Consider the following 21,494-nt stretch of genomic DNA (forward strand, 5'->3'; position numbering starts at 1 on the left):
CTTTATAAATAATTAATAGATTATTTATAAAGTTTTGTAAGTTTTCTGTAACGGTTGACATCATGAATTTACATTTTACAGAAGAACAGCAAATGATGCGTCAAATGGTGCGCGAGTTTGCTGAAAATGAAATCGCTCCGTTCGTTGAGCGTATGGAGCGCGGAGAGTTTCCGCGCCCGATTCTCGAAAAAATGGCGGAGCTCGGTCTTATGGGCGTTACCGTCCCTGAACAATATGGTGGGGCAGGAATGGATTTTACATCATACATTATCGCCATTCACGAAATTTCAAAAGTGAGCGCAACCGTTGGGGTAATTTTATCTGTCCATACGTCTGTCGGCACAAATCCGATTTTATATTTCGGAACGGAAGAGCAAAAGCGAAAATATGTGCCGAAGCTAGCGCGAGGTGAATATTTAGGGGCGTTTTGCCTAACGGAACCAGGATCAGGATCGGATGCAGCAAGCTTAAAAACGACAGCCATTCGCGATGGTGATCATTACGTACTAAATGGCTCGAAAGTATTTATTACAAACGGTGGGGAAGCGGATACGTACATCGTATTTGCTCGTACAAATCCAGAAGAAAAAGGAAGTAAAGGAGTAAGCGCATTTATCGTTGAAAAACATACCCAAGGTCTTATCATCGGAAAAGACGAGAAAAAAATGGGGCTTCACGGGTCGCGCACTGTTCAATTATCGTTTGAAGATATGCGCGTGCCTGCGGAAAACTTGCTCGGTCAAGAAGGAGACGGATTTAAAATTGCGATGGCTAATTTAGATAGCGGTCGCATCGGGATCGCAGCTCAATCGCTCGGTATTGCCGAAGCTGCGCTTGAACACGCCACGAATTATGCGAAAGAGCGCATCCAGTTCGGCAAGCCAATTGCGGAACAACAAGGCATCGCGTTTAAACTAGCTGATATGGCAACGAACGTCGAAGCGGCAAAACTGCTCGTTTATCATGCGGCGTTTTTACGCTCAAACGGCATGCCGTGCGGAAAAGAAGCATCGATGGCAAAGCTGTTTGCATCAAAAACAGCGATGGAAAACGCGATTGAAGCGGTACAAATTTTCGGAGGCAACGGCTACACAGAAGACTATCCTGTTGAACGGCTATTCCGCGATGCGAAAGTGTGCGAAATTTATGAAGGAACGAGTGAAATTCAACGAATTGTCATTAGTAAACATTTGCTGAGGGGGATCGGAAAATGAACTTTCAATTAAGTGAAGAGCATGAAATGATACGAAAAATGGTGCGCGATTTTGCGAAAAACGAAGTCGCACCGACAGCGGCGGAACGCGATGAAGAAGAGCGTTTTGATCGCGACATTTTTAATAAAATGGCAGAGCTCGGTTTGACAGGCATTCCGTGGCCAGAGGAATACGGTGGCATCGGCAGCGACTATTTAGCATACGTTATCGCTGTGGAGGAGCTTTCAAAGGTGTGCGCATCAACAGGGGTGACGCTTTCCGCCCATATTTCGTTAGCAAGTTGGCCGATTTATAAATTTGGAACTGAACAACAAAAACAAACGTATTTACGGGCATTAGCAACGGGCGAAAAACTTGGGGCATACGGTTTGTCTGAACCAGGAGCAGGTTCTGACGTTTCAGCGATGAAAACGCGTGCCATAAAGGATGGCGATCATTACGTATTAAACGGCTCAAAAGTATGGATTACAAACGGTGGGGAAGCCGATATTTATGTTGTTTTTGCTGTGACAGATCCAGAGAAAAAACATCGCGGCATTAGCGCGTTTATTGTTGAAAAAGGAACGTCTGGATTTTCGATCGGGAAAAAAGAGAAAAAGCTCGGCATTCGTTCATCACCAACGACGGAGCTCATTTTTGAAGATTGCCGCATTCCGAAAGAAAATTTGCTCGGTGAAGAAGGAGAAGGTTTTAAAATTGCAATGATGACGCTCGATGGAGGGCGAAACGGCATCGCTGCGCAAGCGGTCGGCATCGCTCAAGGGGCGTTAGATGCAGCGATAGAATATGCGAAAGGACGGGTTCAATTCGGCAAGCCAATTGCGGAACAACAAGGCATTGCCTTTAAGCTAGCTGATATGGCGACAGCGATTGAAGCTGCCCGTCTACTAACATATCAAGCAGCATGGCTTGAATCAAACGGCTTACCGTACGGAAAAGAATCAGCGATGGCGAAATTGTTTGCAGGGGATACGGCGATGAAAGTGACCGTCGAAGCGGTACAAATTTTCGGCGGTTACGGCTATACGAAAGACTATCCAGTAGAGCGCTTTATGCGCGACGCAAAAATTACGCAAATTTATGAAGGAACGCAAGAAATTCAACGCATCGTTATTTCAAGAATGTTGACGAAATAGGAGGGATGTGATGAAAAAACGTGAAGTTCCAGCATCTGTAAAAGATGAACGGCTTGTGAAAAAAAGGCGCAACCAAATGATTAAAGGGGCGATTTCGCTATTTAAACAAAAAGGGTTTCATCAAACGACGACGCGCGAAATTGCCCGCGCTTCTGGCTTTAGCATCGGAACGTTATACGAATACATTCGCAAAAAAGAAGACGTTCTTTATTTAGTATGTGACCGTATTTACGATGAAGTACGCGATCGTATGGAGCAAGCCATCGATACGACAAAAGGGGATTTAGACGGGTTAAAATTAGCGATTGATTACTATTTTCGCGTTGTTGATGAACTGCAAGATGAAGTGCTCGTTATGTATCAAGAAGCGAAATCACTTGGTAAAGAATCGCTTCCGTATGTGCTTAATAAAGAATTACAAATGGTTGCGATGTTTGAACATATTTTACGACGCTGCGTGGACAACGGGGTATTTTCATTAACAGAACAAGAAATTCAGTTATTTGCACATAACATTTTCGTTCTCGGTCAAATGTGGGGGTTCCGTCGTTGGGCGTTGAAAAAAATGTATACGCTCGATGAATATATTGAATTGCAAACAAAGCTATTGCTAGAAGGGCTTATGAAGCGATAGCGAAAGGGGATGGGAGAAACATGGCGCACATTTATCGTCCAAAACATCACGTTCGCTTTGTGACGGCGTCTAGTTTGTTTGATGGGCACGATGCGGCCATTAACATTATGCGTCGCATCTTGCAGGCGAGCGGAGCCGAGGTCATTCATCTTGGACATAACCGCTCGGTTGAAGAAATTGTGAACGCTGCCATTCAAGAAGATGTGCAAGGCATTGCTGTATCATCGTATCAAGGCGGACATATGGAATTTTTTAAATATATGTATGACTTATTGCAACAACGTGGCGCATCACACATTCGTATTTACGGCGGTGGTGGCGGTGTTATTATTCCAAGGGAAATAAAAGAATTGCACGAATATGGTATCGCGCGTATTTTCTCGCCAGAAGACGGGCGGCGTTACGGATTGCAAGGAATGATTAACATCATGATGGAAGAATGCGATTTTCCGACTGTCAAAGAAATTACTGATGAAGTAGAGCGATTAGCAACCGGGGACGTTCAAGCGGTCGCGCGCTTAATTACCTTGTGCGAAAATCGTGTCAATACTCATAGCGAAGTCGCCGCCACGGCAGAAGCGGTTTTACAACAAGTGAAAGCGATGGCGAGACGCGTGCCAGTTATCGGAATTACCGGAACAGGTGGAGCCGGCAAAAGCTCGCTCACAGATGAGCTCGTCCGTCGTTTTTTAAATGAAATTCCTGAGAAAAAAGTGGCGATTTTATCGGTTGATCCGACAAAACAAAAAACGGGCGGTGCATTGCTTGGTGACCGCATTCGCATGAATGCGATTTCTTCCCCGCGCGTCTATATGCGCAGCTTAGCGACGCGCAGTTCGCGTTCGGAATTGTCGCTTGCGATTCAAGATGCAATTGAAGTCGTTAAAGCGGCAGGCTTTGATTTAGTGATCGTAGAAACGAGCGGCATCGGTCAAGGCGATGCAGCGATTAAAGATATTTGTGATATTGCGATGTATGTGATGACGAGCGAGTTCGGCGCCCCATCGCAGCTTGAAAAAATCGATATGATCGACTATGCCGATCTCATTGTCATTAATAAATTTGAGCGACAAGGTTCAGAAGATGCAAAGCGCCAAGTGCAAAAGCAATATCAACGAAGCCATCAATTGTTTGATCGCGATGTTAGCGAAATGCCTGTATTCGGAACGATCGCCAGCCAATTTAACGACCCGGGAACAAATACGCTCTTTGTCGCATTAATCGACTTAATTAACGAACGAATGGGAACAAATTGGACGACGACGTTGCAAAAAGTCGATCGTGTCGAAAAACAAAACGTCATTATCCCGAACGAACGTCGCCATTATTTGCGCGAAATTGCCGATACGATCCGTCAATATCATAAGCGCGTCAATGAGCAGTGTGAAATGGCTCGCCGTGTATTTCAGCTTAAAGGCGCCATCGAAACGATGAATGAGTACCATCATGAACAAGCATTGGAAGCTTTACAAGAGGCAAAGCGATCATATGAGGAAAAATTAACGCCAGAGTCGAGAAAGCTATTAGCTTCATGGGAAGATGTGAAAAAGAAATATGCTGCCAAAGAGTTTGTGACAAAAGTGCGCGATAAAGAAATCGTCACGCCACTAACGACAAAAAGTTTAGCAGGGTTAAATATTCCAAAAGTGGCGCTGCCAAAGTTTAAAGATTACGGGGAAATTTTACGATGGCTTTATAAAGAAAACGTTCCAGGTGCATTTCCATTTACCGCTGGTGTATTCCCGTTTAAACGGCAGGAGGAAGATCCGAAGCGACAGTTTGCAGGGGAAGGTACGCCAGAGCGGACGAATCGGCGCTTCCATTACTTATGTAAAGACGATCCAGCGAAACGGTTAAGTACCGCGTTTGATTCTGTCACGTTATATGGGGAAGACCCGAATGAACGTCCAGATATTTTTGGGAAAATCGGTGAAAGTGGTGTAAGCGTTTGTACGTTAGATGATATGAAAAAATTATACAAAGGGTTTGATTTATGCCATCCGCTTACATCTGTATCGATGACAATTAATGGTCCTGCGCCAATCATTTTAGCGATGTTTCTAAATACAGCGATTGATCAACAAGTAGAGAAGAAAGAAGCGGAACTTGGACGAAAGTTGACGAAAGAAGAATATGAACAGGTGAAAGCATGGACGTTGCAAACGGTTCGTGGAACAGTCCAAGCCGATATTTTAAAAGAAGACCAAGGACAAAATACGTGCATTTTTTCAACCGAATTTGCTTTGCGCATGATGGGAGATATTCAACAATATTTTATCGACAATCGTGTCCGTAACTATTATTCTGTTTCCATCTCAGGCTATCATATTGCGGAAGCTGGAGCAAATCCGATCACGCAATTAGCGTTTACGCTTGCGAACGGTTTTACGTACGTTGAATATTATTTAAGCCGAGGCATGCACATTGATGATTTTGCACCAAACTTATCGTTTTTCTTCAGTAACGGTCTCGATCCAGAATATACTGTTATCGGTCGGGTAGCCCGACGCATTTGGGCAGTTGTGATGAGGGAAAAATACGGAGCAAATGAACGAAGCCAAAAGCTGAAATATCACGTACAGACGTCAGGGCGCTCGCTTCACGCACAAGAAATTGACTTTAACGACATTCGTACAACGTTACAGGCGCTTATGGCGCTTCATGATAATTGTAACTCGCTTCATACGAACGCCTACGATGAGGCGATTACAACACCGACAGAAGAATCTGTCCGTCGCGCAATGGCGATTCAGCTCATCATTACAAAAGAACATGGGTTAACGAAAAACGAAAATCCGCTCCAAGGTTCATTCATTATTGAAGAGTTAACGGATTTAGTTGAAGAAGCGGTGTTAAAAGAGTTCGAACGTCTTGATGAACGCGGTGGTGTGCTCGGTGCGATGGAAATGCAATATCAACGCGGTAAAATTCAAGATGAATCAATGTATTATGAAATGAAAAAACATAGCGGAGAATTGCCGATTATCGGAGTGAACACATATTTAAATCCGAATGCGGCTGTCGAGGAAGAAATTGAAAGCTTGCAGCTTGCGCGCGCCTCGTACGAAGAAAAGCAACTACAACTCGAAAACTTGCGCAAATTCCATGAACAACATAAAGATGAAGTCGATGGAGCGCTTGCGCGGCTAAAACATGTCGCTGTAAGTGGTGGAAACATTTTTGCTGAACTAATGGAAACGGTGAAAGTAGCAAGTTTGGGACAAATTACGAAAGCGTTGTACGAAGTCGGTGGACAATATCGCCGCAATATGTAATGTCGGGGGATGTCCCGACATTTTTTTTGGGCAACCGTCTAGCATAAAGTAAATGAATTTGTTTATAATGAATGGTATGGATTTTTGTTGTTTTCATACGTTGGAGAAAGGGAGTGCGGAAAGTGAGTTTGGAGCAATACGCTCAAGAACAATTGCGGGAGATGTCTTTCGTCGAACTTGCGTATTTACTATTGTGTGAGAAAAAGCAGACAGTGTCATTTCAAGAGATGGTTGAACAGCTAGTCGCGATGAAAGGATTATCTGAAAGCGAAGTGAGCGCGCGATTAGCGCAGTTTTATACAGATTTAAACGTCGATGGGCGGTTCATTTGTGTTGGGGAAACGGCTTGGGGTTTGCGTTCGTGGTATCCGTATGATCAAACAGAGGATGAAGCCGTTCCTGTAGAACGCGTGAAGAAGAAGAAAAAAGTGGCGGATGACTTTGACGATTTTGATGACATCATGGATGAAGAAGAGTTAGTATATGACGATTTAGATGAAGAATTATTAGATGATGAAGAACTGTTAGACGATGATTTTGTATTAGATGAAGACGAAGAAGTCATTGATGATTTATTAGATGAAGAACTCGATTTAGACGACGATCCGATTGATGAAGAGCTAGACGTCGTCGATGAAGAATTAGAGTTAGAAGAAGATGAGGAATTATAACCTTGACTTTTTACATCGATATATGTAGAATTCTGTTTGGGCTCTTTTCATAGAGATACGTTCGCTCCCTTACATATTTGTAAGCGGAGCGTTTTTATTTTTCCCCGAATTCGCACACACTGTAACTATTCTAAATGAGTTGAGGGGGAAGGTTTTCATGACAAAATATATTTTTGTAACAGGTGGCGTTGTATCATCGCTTGGGAAAGGAATTACGGCTGCTTCACTCGGTCGATTATTAAAAAATCGCGGCTTGAAAGTGACGATTCAAAAGTTTGATCCGTACATTAACGTTGACCCAGGAACGATGAGTCCGTATCAACACGGGGAAGTGTTCGTTACAGATGACGGAGCGGAAACGGACTTAGACTTAGGACATTATGAGCGCTTTATTGACATTAATTTAAACAAATACAGCAACGTAACAACAGGAAAAATTTATTCCACCGTATTGAAAAAAGAACGTCGTGGCGATTACTTAGGTGGCACGGTGCAAGTTATTCCGCACATTACAAATGAAATTAAAGAGCGTGTGTTCCGTGCAGGGCGTGAAACGAATGCGGACGTAGTTATTACTGAAATTGGTGGAACGGTTGGGGATATTGAATCTCTTCCGTTTTTAGAAGCGATTCGTCAAATTAAAAGCGATGTTGGTCGCGACAACGTGATGTACATTCATTGTACGCTTGTGCCGTATATTAAAGCAGCAGGTGAAATGAAAACGAAACCGACGCAACATAGCGTGAAAGAGTTGCGTAGCTTAGGCATTCAGCCAAACGTCATCGTCGTGCGCACAGAAATGCCGATGTCTCAAGATATGAAAGATAAAATTGCTTTATTCTGTGACATTGATCCGAAAGCGGTCATTGAAGCGCGCGATGCTGATACGTTATACGCTGTACCGCTTATGCTTCAAGAGCAAAAGCTTGATCAAATCGTTTGTGAACATTTAAAACTAAACTGTAACGAAGCAAATATGACCGAATGGGTTGCGCTCGTTGAAAAAGTGCGCAACTTATCAAACAAAACAACGATTGCGCTCGTAGGAAAATATGTTGAACTGCAAGATGCGTACATTTCTGTCGTGGAAGCGTTACGTCATGCCGGATACGCATTTGATGCGGATATTGATATTCGTTGGATTAACTCTGAACATGTTAATCGAGACAACGTTGCACAATTGCTTCAAGGGGTAAATGGTATTCTCGTTCCAGGTGGATTTGGCGATCGTGGTATTGAAGGAAAAATTGAAGCGATCCGCTATGCGCGCGAGCAACGTATCCCATTCCTCGGCATTTGTTTAGGTATGCAGTTAGCATCTGTTGAATTTGCTCGTCATGTCGTTGGGTTAAAAGATGCTCATTCGGCGGAAATCGATCCGAACACGCCGCATCCAATTATTGATTTATTGCCAGAACAAAAAGATATTGAAGATTTAGGAGGAACGCTTCGTCTTGGCTTGTATCCGTGCAAGCTCATTGAAGGAACGAAAGCGTACGAGGCATACCAAGATGAGGTCATTTATGAGCGTCATCGCCATCGTTATGAATTTAACAATGAGTATCGTACAATGATGGAGGAAAATGGTTTTGTCTTTTCCGGAACAAGCCCAGATGGACGTCTTGTAGAAATTATCGAATTGAAAGATCATCCATGGTTTGTTGCCGCGCAGTTCCATCCGGAATTCACATCTCGTCCGACGCGCCCGCAACCACTTTTCCGCGAATTTATTCGCGCATCGCTAGAAAAATAATAGAGGATGTCCGCTATGGGCATCCTCTTATTCATATTCGGCAACGATTTCTTGCGTCATGAGCGCTAAGCTATGATAGGCAAATAAAGCGGCAATCGCAGAAGGAAAGCCAACACGCGCCCCGTCTTCTGTTGGAACGAGTGGCTGTTTTAAACATAAATCAATATGTACATCGACATAGTCAACAAGTGATGCCGTCGTTTCCGTTTTAACGGTTTCCGTTTTAACGGATGACATGCCGATCGTCCATATGTTTTGTTCGTGAAGCTGTTTGGCGATGCGAATCGCTTCTTCATCTGTGCAAAAGCGCGAAACGATAAGCACGCGGTCAGCCGTTGTTACTTCGTTCATGTTTAGCTGTTTAACGTTCGGCAATTTTTCAGCTCCATGCAGCGCTTCCGCAACAACCGCTTCCATCTCATCGATTCCGTAAACAAAAATGGTACCGTCACTAATGATCGCTTGGGCAAACAAACGGGCGGCATCTTCGAACTGCTCCTCCTCTTGCACGCTTATTCGCTGAAACACACCAACAAGCTGTGTTGATAATATTTTTAACATGGTAAATCCCCTTTTCATGCGACGTTTTGTTTAGTGTTCATTATATTAAAAAATAAAAAAATGATCAAAATTAGAACATCAGGCAGGATAAATGGTAAAAATTTCGAAATAGTGATACGATAATAAGAATAGAAGTTTTATATATGAAAAAGAAAAAATAGAGGTGTTTATGATGGCGGGGAAGATTTTGATTGTGGACGACCAGTTTGGCATTCGTATTTTATTAAACGAAGTATTTCAAAAAGAAGGATACGAAACGTATCAAGCTGCAAACGGTGTTCAAGCGCTCGATTTGTTTGCGAAGCACTCCCCAGATTTAGTATTGTTAGATATGAAAATTCCGGGCATGGATGGAGTCGAAATTTTAAAGAAAATGAAAGAGATGAATGAACATGTAAAAGTTATCGTCATGACAGCTTACGGAGAACTCGATATGATTCATGAGACGAAAAAACTCGGTGCGCTGACACATTTTGCGAAACCTTTTGATATAGACGATATGCGCGACGCAGTGAAAAAATATATTGGTTAACCATTGACAGCTTTTTGAACTTTTTTCACAAAGTTTTGTTCGTTTCGGCGAATAATGTTGATGTGTGGAAACAAAGTTTGTTATTCTTATAATGTACATACTATTCGAGGTCGTCTTGTATAAAATTGTCGTATTTTGGTCATTGTACATGTGAAAGGCGCTTTCGGATAGTGAACAATGGCTAATTTAAGGAGGATTTAACGATGCCTTTAGTTTCAATGACGGAAATGCTTAAACAAGCATTGGCAGGCAAGTATGCGGTCGGTCAGTTTAATATCAACAATTTAGAATGGACGCAAGCTATTTTAGCAGCAGCGGAAGAAGAAAAATCTCCTGTGATCCTTGGCGTGTCTGAAGGAGCAGCTCGCTACATGGGCGGCTTCAAAACGATTGTGAACATGGTGAAAGGATTAATGGAAGACATGAACATTACTGTTCCTGTCGCGATTCACCTTGACCACGGTTCGAGCTTTGAAAAATGTAAAGCAGCGATTGACGCTGGATTTACATCAGTCATGATCGACGCATCACATCATCCGTTTGAAGAAAACGTTGAAATTACAACAAAAGTTGTTGAGTATGCTCATGCGCGTGGCGTATCCGTTGAAGCGGAGCTAGGAACAGTCGGCGGACAAGAAGATGATGTTGTTGCAGAAGGAATTATTTATGCAAATCCAGATGAGTGCGAAGAGCTTGTGAAGCGTACAGGCATCGACTGTTTAGCGCCGGCGCTCGGTTCTGTGCACGGTCCATACAAAGGCGAACCAAAACTAGGATTTAAAGAGATGGAAGAAATTCGTGATCGTACAGGTGTACCGCTCGTATTACACGGTGGAACAGGTATCCCAACAGAACAAATTCAGCGTGCCATCTCGCTCGGTACATCAAAAATTAACGTCAATACAGAAAACCAAATGGCATTTACAAAAGTAGTGCGCGAAGTGTTAGCGAAAGATGAAAAAGTGTACGATCCGCGCAAATTCCTCGGCCCTGGTCGCGATGCGATTAAAGAAACAGTCATCGGCAAAATGCGCGAATTCGGTTCTTCCGGCAAAGCGTTGTAATACAAGCCGCACCGTTTCAGCCTTGCTGAGGCGGGCGGTTTTGTTTCATTCCATTTTTGAAAGCGTTTAGGAGGTTGAAAATGATGAAATTTTTTATTGACACAGCAAATATTGATGAAATTCGCCACGCCCATGAACTAGGTATTCTAGCGGGAGTAACAACAAATCCAAGCCTCGTCGCAAAAGAGAACGTATCGTTCCACGATCGTCTGCGTGAAATTACTTCTCTCGTTTCAGGCTCAGTTAGTGCGGAAGTTATCGCTACAGATGCAGAAGGAATGATTGCGGAAGGAGAAGAATTAGCAAAAATCGCACCGAACATCACAATTAAAGTGCCGATGACGCCAGAAGGGTTAAAGGCGGTAAAAGTATTTAGCGAAAAAGGGATTAAAACAAACGTCACACTTATTTTTAGCGCGAATCAAGCGCTGTTAGCAGCGCGTGCTGGTGCGACATACGTATCGCCGTTTTTAGGTCGTTTAGATGATATCGGTCATAACGGCTTAGACTTAATTGAAACGATTGCGAACATTTTTGCCATTCACGACATTGAGACAGAAATTATCGCGGCATCTATTCGTCACCCACAACATGTGACAGAGGCAGCATTAAAAGGTGCACACATTGCGACAGTGCCTTACAACGTGCTTATGCAACTATTTAAACATCCGCTTACAGATCAAGGCATCGAAAAGTTTTTAGCAGACTGGAATAAAGCAAACCAAAAATAATGGTTTAACAGTTTTCCGTCGCGTTCTAGTACTTGCTTTGCGAGAAGGGAGACACATATGGAAAAGTTAAAAATTGTCGGCGGTGACCTCCTTCAAGGCTCCGTGCGCATTAGTGGAGCGAAAAATAGCGCCGTCGCGCTCATTCCAGCCGCTATTTTAGCAAACTCACCCGTAGTCATTGAAGGGTTGCCAAACATTTCAGACGTTCATGTGCTCGGACAATTAATCGAAGAAATTGGCGGTACATTTCATTTTGATGAAAACGAGGTCGTCATTGATCCGTCGCATATCGTTTCCATGCCTTTGCCAAACGGAAAAGTGAAAAAGTTGCGCGCGTCATATTATTTGATGGGTGCGATGCTCGGACGGTTTAAAAAAGCGGTCATTGGATTGCCGGGCGGTTGCCATTTAGGACCGCGCCCAATTGATCAGCACATTAAAGGGTTTGAGGCGCTTGGGGCAAAAGTGACTAACGAGCAAGGAGCGATTTATTTACGGGCGGAAGAGCTTCGTGGAGCGCGCATTTATTTGGACGTCGTCAGCGTTGGGGCAACGATTAACATTATGTTAGCTGCCGTCCTAGCAAAAGGGAGAACGATTATTGAAAACGCGGCAAAAGAACCAGAAATTATTGACGTTGCGACGTTGTTGACGAACATGGGCGCGCGCATTAAAGGGGCAGGAACAGACGTCATTCGCATTGACGGAGTGGAACAGTTGCACGGTTGCCGTCATTCCATTATTCCGGATCGCATTGAAGCGGGAACGTATATGATTATCGGTGCAGCCATGGGAAAAGAAGTGATTATTGACAACGTTATTCCGCAACATTTAGAAGCTGTTATTGCGAAAATGCGGGAAATGGGTGTCGTGGTGGAAACGAGCGATGACCAAATTTTTATTGCGACGAAAAATCATCTTCGTGCTGTCGATGTTAAAACGCTCGTTTACCCTGGTTTTCCGACTGATTTACAACAGCCATTCACTTCACTATTAACGAAAGCGTCTGGGACGAGCATTGTAACAGATACGATTTATAGCGCCCGATTTAAACATATCGATGAATTACGGCGCATGAACGCCAATGTCAAAGTCGAAGGGCGATCAGCCATTATTACGGGTCCATCGCGGCTACAAGGGGCAAAAGTGCGCGCAACCGATTTGCGGGCAGGAGCAGCACTTGTTATTGCTGGGCTAATGGCTGAAGGGGTTACAGAAATTACAGGATTAGAGCATATTGATCGCGGTTATAGCAACTTAGTTGACAAACTTGTGAACCTTGGCGCTACAGTTTGGCGCGAACAAATGACTGCACAAGAAATCGAGCAACTGAAGAGCACATAATGCACCAAAGGGGAGAGGGAGAAACGATGGAAAGAAGTTTATCAATGGAGCTTGTCCGTGTAACAGAAGCGGCAGCATTAGCTGCAGCACGCTGGATGGGGCGCGGCAAAAAAGATGAAGCAGATGAGGCAGCCACGTCTGCGATGCGCGACGTATTTGATACGATTCCGATGAAAGGAACGGTCGTCATCGGTGAAGGGGAAATGGACGAAGCACCGATGTTGTATATTGGCGAAAAACTTGGTAATGGTTACGGCCCGCGCGTCGATGTGGCGGTTGATCCGCTTGAAGGAACGAGTATAGTCGCTTCAGGGGGTTGGAATGCTTTAGCCGTTGTTGCGGTAGCGGATCATGGCAACTTGCTTCATGCGCCAGATATGTACATGGATAAAATCGCTGTTGGACCCGAAGCGGTCGGCATGATCGACATTAACGCACCGATTGTCGATAATTTAAAAGCGGTAGCGAAAGCGAAAAATAAAGATATTGAAGACGTTGTAGCGATTATTTTAAATCGTCCACGCCACGAGCGCATCATTGCGGAGTTGCGTGAAGCAGGAGCGCGCATTAAACTTATTAATGATGGTGATGTTGCTGCAGCGATTAATACAGCATTTGATCATACAGGTGTAGACATTTTATTTGGTTCAGGAGGCGCACCGGAAGGAGTATTAGCGGCTGTTGCCCTTAAATGTCTCGGTGGAGAAATACAAGGAAAGTTATTGCCACAAAACGATGCTGAATTGGAACGGTGCAAAAAAATGGGGATTGATGTGAATCGGGTGTTGCGAATGGAGGATCTTGTCAAAGGGGATGACGCCATCTTTGCGGCAACGGGTGTAACGGACGGAGAATTGTTGCGCGGTGTGCAATTTAAAGGAACATATGGCGAGACGCACTCCGTCGTTATGCGTGCGAAATCAGGTACCGTTCGTTTCATTGAAGGACGCCATAGTTTAAAGAAAAAGCCGAATCTCGTCATGAAGTAATCGCGGGATGCGCGAACTTTTCGCGCTCTCGCTCTTTTTCTATTGATTGACAATATAAAAAAAGGGTAAAATAGTCGTGTTATGTCTCTTCTCGCAATCATCTTTTCATCTTCGCTGTTTCCAACCTAAAGAGCAATTCATGAAAATAAATAAAAGAGTGGTGTAAGTATGGAGTTAGGAGATTTAACGATTGCAACGCTAGAAAATATGACGATTAAAGAGCTATATGAGTTAGCTCGCCAATACAAAATTTCATATTACAGTAAACTGACAAAAAAAGAATTAATTTTTGCCATTTTAAAAGCGCGCGCAGAACAAGATGGTCTTTTCTTCATGGAAGGCGTGCTTGAAATTATTCAATCAGAAGGGTTTGGTTTTTTACGTCCGATTAACTATTCCCCTAGTTCGGAAGATATTTATATTTCCGCATCGCAAATTCGCCGCTTCGATTTGCGCAACGGTGATAAAGTATCAGGAAAAGTGCGCCCGCCAAAAGAAAATGAACGGTATTTCGGCTTACTGCACGTCGAGGCAGTAAACGGTGAAGACCCAGAAATTGCGAAAGAACGCGTTCACTTCCCGGCGCTTACACCGCTTTATCCAAACCGACAAATGAAGCTAGAAACGACACCGGACAAACTATCTACTCGTCTCATCGATTTGATTGCTCCGATCGGATTCGGTCAGCGCGGTTTAATTGTCGCGCCTCCAAAAGCGGGAAAAACGATGTTGTTAAAGGAAATTGCCAACAGCATTACAACGAATCATCCCGACGTTGAACTAATCGTTTTACTCATTGACGAGCGTCCAGAGGAAGTGACAGACATTGAACGTTCCGTATGTGCCGATGTCGTTAGCTCCACGTTTGATGAAGTGCCGGAAAACCATATTAAAGTGGCGGAACTTGTGCTTGAACGTGCGATGCGTCTTGTTGAGCATAAACGTGACGTCGTTATTTTAATGGACAGTATTACGCGTTTAGCGCGCGCGTATAACTTAGTCATCCCACCAAGCGGACGCACACTTTCGGGGGGAATTGACCCGGCCGCATTCCACCGTCCGAAACGTTTTTTCGGAGCGGCGCGAAACATCGAAGAAGGGGGCAGCTTAACGATTTTAGCGACGGCTCTTGTCGATACAGGCTCGCGCATGGACGATGTCATTTATGAAGAATTTAAAGGAACGGGGAATATGGAGCTTCATCTTGATCGCTCATTAGCGGAAAAGCGTATTTTCCCTGCCATCGACATTCGTCGTTCCGGTACACGAAAAGAAGAATTGTTAATCCCAGGAGAAAATTTAGAAAAATTATGGGCGATTCGTAAGACGATGTCAGATACGCCAGACTTTATTGAGCGATTTATTCATCGATTAAAACAAACGAAAACGAACGAAGAGTTTTTTGCGATGTTGGATGAAGAGTGGAAAACAGCCGGAAATTTAAAACGGTTATAAATGGATAGTTGCAAAACAGCGGGACGGTTGTTATAATTTTATCATGTGTGTTTTTGATTGCATATAAACTCTGTTTCGAAAAGATTCAGGGCGGAAGGAGATGAAATGAGATGAAAGCAGGAATCCATCCAAACTATAAAAAAGTGATGGTTAAATGCGCGTGTGGAAACGAGTTTGAGAGCGGTTCTGTGAAAGACGAAGTGCGCGTAGAAATTTGCTCAGCGTGCCATCCATTCTACACAGGACGTCAAAAATTCGCTTCTGCTGCAGGACGTGTTGATAAATTTAACAAAAAATACGGTCTTAAGTAATCCGTATGTCATGAAAACAGGCAAGCGAACTTTTTTCACTTGCCTGTTTTTTTCGTGAAAGTTTGAAAGGAAGGGGACGCCCTGATGGATGTTATGAAGCAATCCGGCTGGCTCGAAGTCATTTGCGGCAGCATGTTCTCCGGAAAGTCAGAAGAACTCATTCGCCGCGTACGCCGCGCTCAATTTGCGAAACAAGAAGTGAGAGTGTTTAAGCCAGCGATTGATAACCGATATAGTGACGAAGCTGTCGTTTCTCATAATGGAACTTCTGTTATTGCTATTCCTGTTTCTTGTGCGTTAGACATTCGAAAACACATCTCCGCAAATACGGACGTTGTGGCGATTGATGAAGTGCAATTTTTTGACGAACATGTCGTTGATGTTGTGCAACAGCTTGCTGATGAAGGATATCGTGTCATTGTAGCTGGCTTAGACCAAGATTTTCGCGGTGAACCGTTCGGACCTGTTCCAACGTTAATGTCTATTGCTGAATCGGTGACAAAGCTACAAGCTGTTTGTACCGTCTGTGGCTCTCCCGCATCGCGCACGCAGCGGCTCATTAACGGTCGACCTGCATCGTACAACGACCCTGTCATTTTAATCGGTGCAAGCGAATCGTACGAACCACGTTGCCGCCATCATCACGAAGTGCCTGATCATCCAGCGAAAAATAAAGCAAGTAAAGAAACAGCGACTCGTCCATAAGGGCGAGTTTTTTCGTATGATCGTTTATGATATAATGAAAAGTCGAGGTGAGAAAAATGTTCGATCGTTTACAGGCAGTAGAAGCCCGTTATGAAAAATTAAATGAACTATTAATGGATCCAGAAGTATTAAATGACCCGAAAAAGCTACGTGATTATTCGAAAGAACAATCCGATTTAGCGGAAACGGTACAAACGTATCGCGAATATAAATCGGTGCGTGAGCAGTTAGCAGATGCAAAAGCGATGTTGGAAGAAAAGCTCGATCCAGATATGCGCGAAATGGTGAAAGAGGAAATTAACGAGCTAGAAGAGCGTGAAGAACAGCTTATTGAAAAGTTAAAAGTATTGTTGCTCCCGAAAGATCCGAACGACGATAAAAACGTCATTATGGAAATTCGTGGAGCGGCAGGTGGCGAGGAAGCTGCGCTTTTTGCAGGCGACTTGTATCGCATGTATACGCGCTATGCGGAGTCGCAAGGATGGAAAACAGAAGTGATTGAAGCACACCCGACAGGACTTGGTGGCTACAAAGAAATCATCTTTATGATTCAAGGAAAAGGGGCATATTCAAAATTAAAATTTGAAAACGGTGCCCATCGCGTTCAGCGCGTACCAGAGACGGAATCGGGTGGACGCATTCATACGTCGACAGCGACAGTTGCATGTTTGCCAGAGATGGAAGAAATTGAAATTGAAATTAACGAAAAAGATATTCGCGTTGATACGTTCGCGTCGAGCGGTCCGGGAGGGCAAAGCGTTAATACGACGATGTCCGCTGTTCGTTTAACGCACATTCCAACAGGAATTGTCGTATCGTGCCAAGATGAAAAATCGCAAATTAAAAATAAAGAAAAAGCAATGAAAGTATTGCGCGCGCGCATTTACGATAAATACCAACAAGAAGCGCGTGCCGAATACGACCAAACGCGCAAACAAGCGGTCGGAACAGGCGATCGTTCTGAACGTATTCGCACATACAACTTCCCGCAAAATCGCGTGACAGACCATCGCATCGGCTTGACGATTCAAAAACTTGATCAAGTGTTAGAAGGAAAGTTAGATGAAATTATTGATGCGCTCATTTTAGACGATCAATCGAAAAAATTGGAGCAAGCGAACAATGAGCAGTAGAATATATGAAGTCCTTCAATGGGCTTCTTCTTTTTTCCGAGAGCATGGAAAGGAAGAAGCTGCTGCAGAATGGCTGTTGCGCCACCATTTACAAATGACGCGTGCGCAACTATTTGCTTCGTTACGTGAGCCAATGGATGAGGCGAGCAAACAAGCATTGATGGCGGATGTGAAAAAACATGCGCTTGAGCACATTCCGGTTCAATATTTGATCGGATATGAACACTTTTACGGTCGAACGTTTATCGTTAATGAGCATGTATTAATTCCACGTCCAGAAACCGAAGAGCTTGTTTCACATGTGCTGGAGCGCGCACGAAAACAGCCGCTTTCTGTCATTGATGTCGGAACAGGCAGCGGAGCGATCGCGATTACGTTGTCGTTAGAACGACCAACGTGGTGTGTATATGGCATTGATATTGCCGCTTCATCGCTTGAAGTCGCGAAAAAAAATGCCGCTCAGCTTCGTGCGAACGTCCATTGGTTCGAAGGAGATTTATTACAGCCAATGATCGAACGAGGCATACGAGTCGATGTCGTTGTTTCTAATCCGCCATACATTCCAGCCTGTGACATCCCGACATTATCGCCTGTTGTACAAAAAGAGCCGCTTCATGCGCTTGTCGGTGGCGAAGATGGCTTGTTATTTTATCGTCGCCTGACCGAGCAATTGCCTCAAGTTGTTTCAGAAAAAGCGCTAATTGCATTTGAAATCGGTCACGGACAAGGGCAAGCGGTCAAAACGATGTTGCAACAAACATTCTCTTCCGCGCATGTCGATATCATTTTTGATATTAACGGTAAAGAGCGCATCGTCATCGCTCATCTCGCTTCCGAGTAACATCGGAAGCTTTTTATATTTTTTTATTTTCATAGTTTATCAACCTCTTTTTCTGGTTACACTGCATAACAAGAAAGGGGAGGTAAACAATGAACAAATACGTCATTATTTTATATATAACAATGGTTATGATCGGTGCGCTCATTACAATATACGGACAACAAACGGAAGCGCAAGGGGATGTCGTCATTCCAAATGAAGCGGTACGGTTGCGCATTTTAGCAAATAGCGATTCACCAGCGGATCAAGCGTTAAAGCGCGCCGTTCGGGATGCTGTAAATGAGCAAATTACGACATGGGTGAGCGACTTAGCGTCATTTGAAGAAGCAAAACAAGTCATTGCCCAACATGTACCCGAAATTGAACAAACCGTTGCTCGCGTTCTTCGAGAAAAAAAGAGTAATCAGTCGTACAAAGTGGCGTTCGAACGTGTATCATTTCCAACGAAAATATACGGTTCATACGTATATCCAGCAGGTGAGTACGATGCCGTATTAATTACGCTTGGCAAAGGTGAAGGAGCGAATTGGTGGTGCGTTTTATTCCCACCGCTCTGTTTTCTCGATTTTTCCACAGGTGAAGCCGTTCGTCCTGTGGAAAAACAAGTTGAACAAGAGAAAGAAGTCGATCAAATAAGTAAACAACCGCTCGTTGTCGAGGATGAACAGCAAATAGAGGTGAAATTTTTCGTTGTAGAAGTATGGAAAAAGTTCATGCAATAAATATATCCACAAAATTATCAACAAAAAAGAGTGACATATCCACAATTTGTGGACAATTGTTGAGTATTTTGTATGAATCTTTTATACTCATGGAAGAAATGGCTGTAAAATGCTTGTAGGATATCGATAAAAAACAAGCAACTTGAATATGTATGAGGTGAAAACATTGAAAACACATGTGCTTTTTGTGGATAAAAATGTGGATGACTTAATTACTTATCCACAGATTTTACAAGCTGCTTCGTATTTACAACGAGGCGACCTTGTTGCATTTCCGACAGAAACAGTATACGGACTTGGTGCGAACGCCATGTCCACAGCGGCTGTGGAAAACATTTTTATTGCGAAAGGAAGACCGAGCGATAATCCACTTATTGTCCACATTGCAACAACAGAACAATTGCACGATATTGCCTGCGACATTCCTCCTGTTGCATACAAATTGATAGAACATTTTTGGCCTGGTTCATTGACGCTCGTCCTTCCAAAAAAAGAAGTGGTTTCCCCACGCGTTACTGCTGGGTTAAACACGATAGCAGTGCGCATGCCGAATCATCCAATCGCCCTTGCGCTCATCGAAGCAAGCAGGCTACCGATTGCTGCACCGAGTGCTAATCGTTCAGGACGACCAAGTCCGACGACGGCGGGGCATGTACTTGATGATTTAGATGGTCGTATTGCGGCAGTTGTTGATGGAGGTCCGACGGGCGTTGGGGTTGAATCGACAGTCATTGACTGTACGACAGCTATTCCGACCATTTTAAGACCAGGTGGCGTGACGAAAGAAGATATTGAACGAGTTATCGGAGTTGTAGATATTGACCGTGCGCTTGTGGAAAAAGAAGCAGTGCCGAAATCTCCAGGCATGAAATATACACATTACGCACCGAAAGCTCCGTTAGTTGTTGTCCACGGTTCTTCTGCATTTTTGCAACAACTCGTCAATGAAAAACGTGCCGATGGTTTCAAAGTGGGCGTGTTAACGACGGAAGAAGGACGTCATACGTATGAAGCAGACGTTGTCATTTCTTGTGGACAACGACACGATTTACGAACAGTTGCGAAACAGCTATACGATGCATTACGAACATTTGATACAACAAATGTGGATATCATTTATAGCGAATCGTTCCCATATGAAGGGATTGGTGTAGCTATTATGAATCGTCTATTAAAAGCAGCAGGACATGAACAAATGATGGAAAAATGATGTCTAAACTCCTTAGGGTGTGCATATGTTAACGTGAAGGCACGTCCTAAGGAGGCATTTATATGATTGGGGAAATGATCACATTAGCGATGATGGCATTTGCATTGGGAATGGATGCATTTTCAGTCAGCCTTGGCATGGGTTTGCTTCGGCTTCGGTTGAAGCAAATCGCCTATATTGGATTAACAGTCGGCTTTTTTCATATTGTCATGCCTTTAGCTGGGATGACGATCGGTCGATTGTTATCGGTTCAGCTTGGTCATATGGCGACATACGTTGGCGGAGGGTTGTTGTTTATCCTCGGTGCACAAATGGTTATCGCTTCGTTTCGTCATGAACAAGAACGTTGGCTAAGACCGATTGGTATCGGGTTGTTTTTATTTGCATTTAGCGTTAGTCTCGATAGTTTTTCTGTCGGACTAAGTTTAGGCATTTACGGAGTAAAAATCGTATTCGCGGTTATCGCATTCGGACTGATGAGCATGGTGTTGACGTGGATGGGGTTACTTCTTGGGCGCCGTTTTCAACGGTGTTTAGGTACATATAGCGAAGCGCTAGGTGGTGCCATTTTGCTTTTATTTGCGTGTAAACTTTTGTTTCCGCTATGAGCTGGGTGTTTCCAGTTCTTTTTTTCTTTTTGTTTACTCTATATTTTGCCCTACTGTTTGTTTTATAATAATAGTAAACATGTGGGAAACGATGAGAGGTGTAAATCGTGAATCAAACAAACGTCTTGTTTGTATGTACAGGAAATACGTGTCGTAGTCCAATGGCAGAGGCGTTACTTAAACAGAAACAGCTACCGCACGTGCAAGTGAGATCGGCGGGCATTTTTGCGTTTCATGGGAGTGACGCGTCACAACATGCGAAAGCAGTGCTTGCTGAAAAAGGAATCGATATCAATCATCACGCTACGTTGTTAACGAAAGAACATATTGACTGGGCGACATACGTATTAACGATGACCGAAAGTCATAAACACCATGTGTTAGCGCACTTTCCAGAGGCAGAAGGGAAAACGTTTACGTTAAACGAATTTCTTGGTGGCAGTAAAGATGTTATCGATCCGTTTGGTGGCTCGATTGACGTGTATCGCCAAACGTGCGATGAGCTTGAACGAGCAATTGAAAAGCTTCATGAAAAGCTATAAAGCAAGGGGGTTAGTAACTGTTAAAATGTTTTTGTAAAAATCCATAAAACTCTATATACAATT

At 43.7% G+C, this 21,494-nt stretch carries 21 protein-coding genes; 20 read left to right on the top strand and 1 reads right to left on the bottom strand.

Features of this window, described 5'->3' with window-relative positions:
- Positions 1-62 precede the first annotated feature (62 nt).
- From ACYQY7_RS10975 to ACYQY7_RS11000, 6 genes are all read left to right on the top strand, one after another.
- Positions 63-1,214, top strand: coding sequence for an acyl-CoA dehydrogenase (locus tag ACYQY7_RS10975; RefSeq protein ID WP_461202051.1), 1,152 nt, complete (start codon positions 63-65; stop codon positions 1,212-1,214).
- A complete protein-coding gene (locus tag ACYQY7_RS10980) occupies positions 1,211-2,350 on the top strand; it encodes an acyl-CoA dehydrogenase (protein WP_461202052.1) in 1,140 nt (379 codons plus the stop codon). The genes ACYQY7_RS10975 and ACYQY7_RS10980 overlap by 4 nt, the downstream gene beginning before the upstream one ends.
- 10 nt (positions 2,351-2,360) lie before the next feature.
- Positions 2,361-2,984 carry a TetR/AcrR family transcriptional regulator gene (locus ACYQY7_RS10985; protein WP_461202053.1) on the top strand — a complete coding sequence of 208 codons (624 nt, stop codon included), beginning with the start codon at positions 2,361-2,363 and terminating at the stop codon, positions 2,982-2,984.
- Between the two features lie 20 nt (positions 2,985-3,004).
- Positions 3,005-6,259 (top strand): fused isobutyryl-CoA mutase/GTPase IcmF, encoded by a 3,255-nt coding sequence (icmF, locus tag ACYQY7_RS10990; RefSeq protein WP_461202054.1) that lies wholly within the window; start codon positions 3,005-3,007, stop codon positions 6,257-6,259.
- 71 nt (positions 6,260-6,330) lie between these two features.
- Entirely contained in the window at positions 6,331-6,930 is a 600-nt protein-coding gene (gene rpoE / locus ACYQY7_RS10995) for a DNA-directed RNA polymerase subunit delta (protein ID WP_461202055.1), read from the top strand.
- Between the two features lie 157 nt (positions 6,931-7,087).
- The gene (locus ACYQY7_RS11000) at positions 7,088-8,683 is read left to right on the top strand and encodes a CTP synthase (RefSeq protein ID WP_461202056.1); all 1,596 of its coding nucleotides are present in this window, start codon (positions 7,088-7,090) and stop codon (positions 8,681-8,683) included.
- Positions 8,684-8,710: 27 nt separating this feature from the next.
- Here ACYQY7_RS11000 and ACYQY7_RS11005 read toward each other — a convergent pair whose 3' ends face one another.
- A complete protein-coding gene (locus tag ACYQY7_RS11005; RefSeq protein ID WP_461202057.1) occupies positions 8,711-9,244 on the bottom strand; it encodes a DUF2529 domain-containing protein in 534 nt (177 codons plus the stop codon).
- 169 nt (positions 9,245-9,413) lie between these two features.
- Between ACYQY7_RS11005 and ACYQY7_RS11010 the strand changes: the two genes are divergently transcribed.
- The 14 genes from ACYQY7_RS11010 (at position 9,414) to ACYQY7_RS11075 (ending at position 21,431) form a co-directional block, all read left to right on the top strand.
- Entirely contained in the window at positions 9,414-9,776 is a 363-nt protein-coding gene (locus tag ACYQY7_RS11010) for a response regulator (protein ID WP_461202058.1), read from the top strand.
- A gap of 203 nt (positions 9,777-9,979) precedes the next feature.
- On the top strand, positions 9,980-10,840 hold the full coding sequence (locus ACYQY7_RS11015; RefSeq protein WP_021094333.1) for a class II fructose-bisphosphate aldolase: 861 nt from the start codon (positions 9,980-9,982) through the stop codon (positions 10,838-10,840).
- A gap of 83 nt (positions 10,841-10,923) precedes the next feature.
- Entirely contained in the window at positions 10,924-11,571 is a 648-nt protein-coding gene (gene fsa, locus ACYQY7_RS11020) for a fructose-6-phosphate aldolase (protein ID WP_003397044.1), read from the top strand.
- Between the two features lie 57 nt (positions 11,572-11,628).
- A complete protein-coding gene (locus tag ACYQY7_RS11025; RefSeq protein ID WP_461202059.1) occupies positions 11,629-12,915 on the top strand; it encodes a UDP-N-acetylglucosamine 1-carboxyvinyltransferase in 1,287 nt (428 codons plus the stop codon).
- 26 nt (positions 12,916-12,941) lie between these two features.
- Positions 12,942-13,904 carry a class II fructose-bisphosphatase gene (gene glpX, locus ACYQY7_RS11030; RefSeq protein ID WP_461202060.1) on the top strand — a complete coding sequence of 321 codons (963 nt, stop codon included), beginning with the start codon at positions 12,942-12,944 and terminating at the stop codon, positions 13,902-13,904.
- Between the two features lie 168 nt (positions 13,905-14,072).
- A complete protein-coding gene (gene rho, locus ACYQY7_RS11035) occupies positions 14,073-15,359 on the top strand; it encodes a transcription termination factor Rho (protein ID WP_461202061.1) in 1,287 nt (428 codons plus the stop codon).
- Between the two features lie 110 nt (positions 15,360-15,469).
- Complete coding sequence (rpmE, locus tag ACYQY7_RS11040; RefSeq protein ID WP_003397039.1) at positions 15,470-15,670, top strand: 50S ribosomal protein L31; 201 nt, start codon at positions 15,470-15,472, stop codon at positions 15,668-15,670.
- Positions 15,671-15,754: 84 nt separating this feature from the next.
- Positions 15,755-16,375: a thymidine kinase gene (locus ACYQY7_RS11045; RefSeq protein ID WP_461202062.1), complete on the top strand. Its 621-nt coding sequence runs from the start codon at positions 15,755-15,757 to the stop codon at positions 16,373-16,375.
- Between the two features lie 56 nt (positions 16,376-16,431).
- On the top strand, positions 16,432-17,508 hold the full coding sequence (gene prfA / locus ACYQY7_RS11050; protein ID WP_461202063.1) for a peptide chain release factor 1: 1,077 nt from the start codon (positions 16,432-16,434) through the stop codon (positions 17,506-17,508).
- Positions 17,498-18,349, top strand: coding sequence for a peptide chain release factor N(5)-glutamine methyltransferase (gene prmC / locus ACYQY7_RS11055; RefSeq protein WP_461202064.1), 852 nt, complete (start codon positions 17,498-17,500; stop codon positions 18,347-18,349). The genes prfA and prmC overlap by 11 nt, the downstream gene beginning before the upstream one ends.
- Before the next feature lie 89 nt (positions 18,350-18,438).
- A complete protein-coding gene (gene spoIIR, locus ACYQY7_RS11060) occupies positions 18,439-19,071 on the top strand; it encodes a stage II sporulation protein R (protein WP_461202065.1) in 633 nt (210 codons plus the stop codon).
- A 166-nt stretch (positions 19,072-19,237) separates the two neighbouring features.
- Positions 19,238-20,281, top strand: coding sequence for an L-threonylcarbamoyladenylate synthase (locus ACYQY7_RS11065; protein WP_461202066.1), 1,044 nt, complete (start codon positions 19,238-19,240; stop codon positions 20,279-20,281).
- 62 nt (positions 20,282-20,343) lie between these two features.
- Positions 20,344-20,889, top strand: a complete 546-nt coding sequence (locus ACYQY7_RS11070) for a manganese efflux pump MntP (protein WP_461202067.1) — start codon at positions 20,344-20,346, stop codon at positions 20,887-20,889.
- 107 nt (positions 20,890-20,996) lie between these two features.
- Positions 20,997-21,431, top strand: a complete 435-nt coding sequence (locus ACYQY7_RS11075) for a low molecular weight protein arginine phosphatase (protein WP_461202068.1) — start codon at positions 20,997-20,999, stop codon at positions 21,429-21,431.
- Positions 21,432-21,494 lie beyond the last annotated feature (63 nt).

It is taken from the genome of Anoxybacillus sp. TBDG-1 (assembly GCF_054815885.1).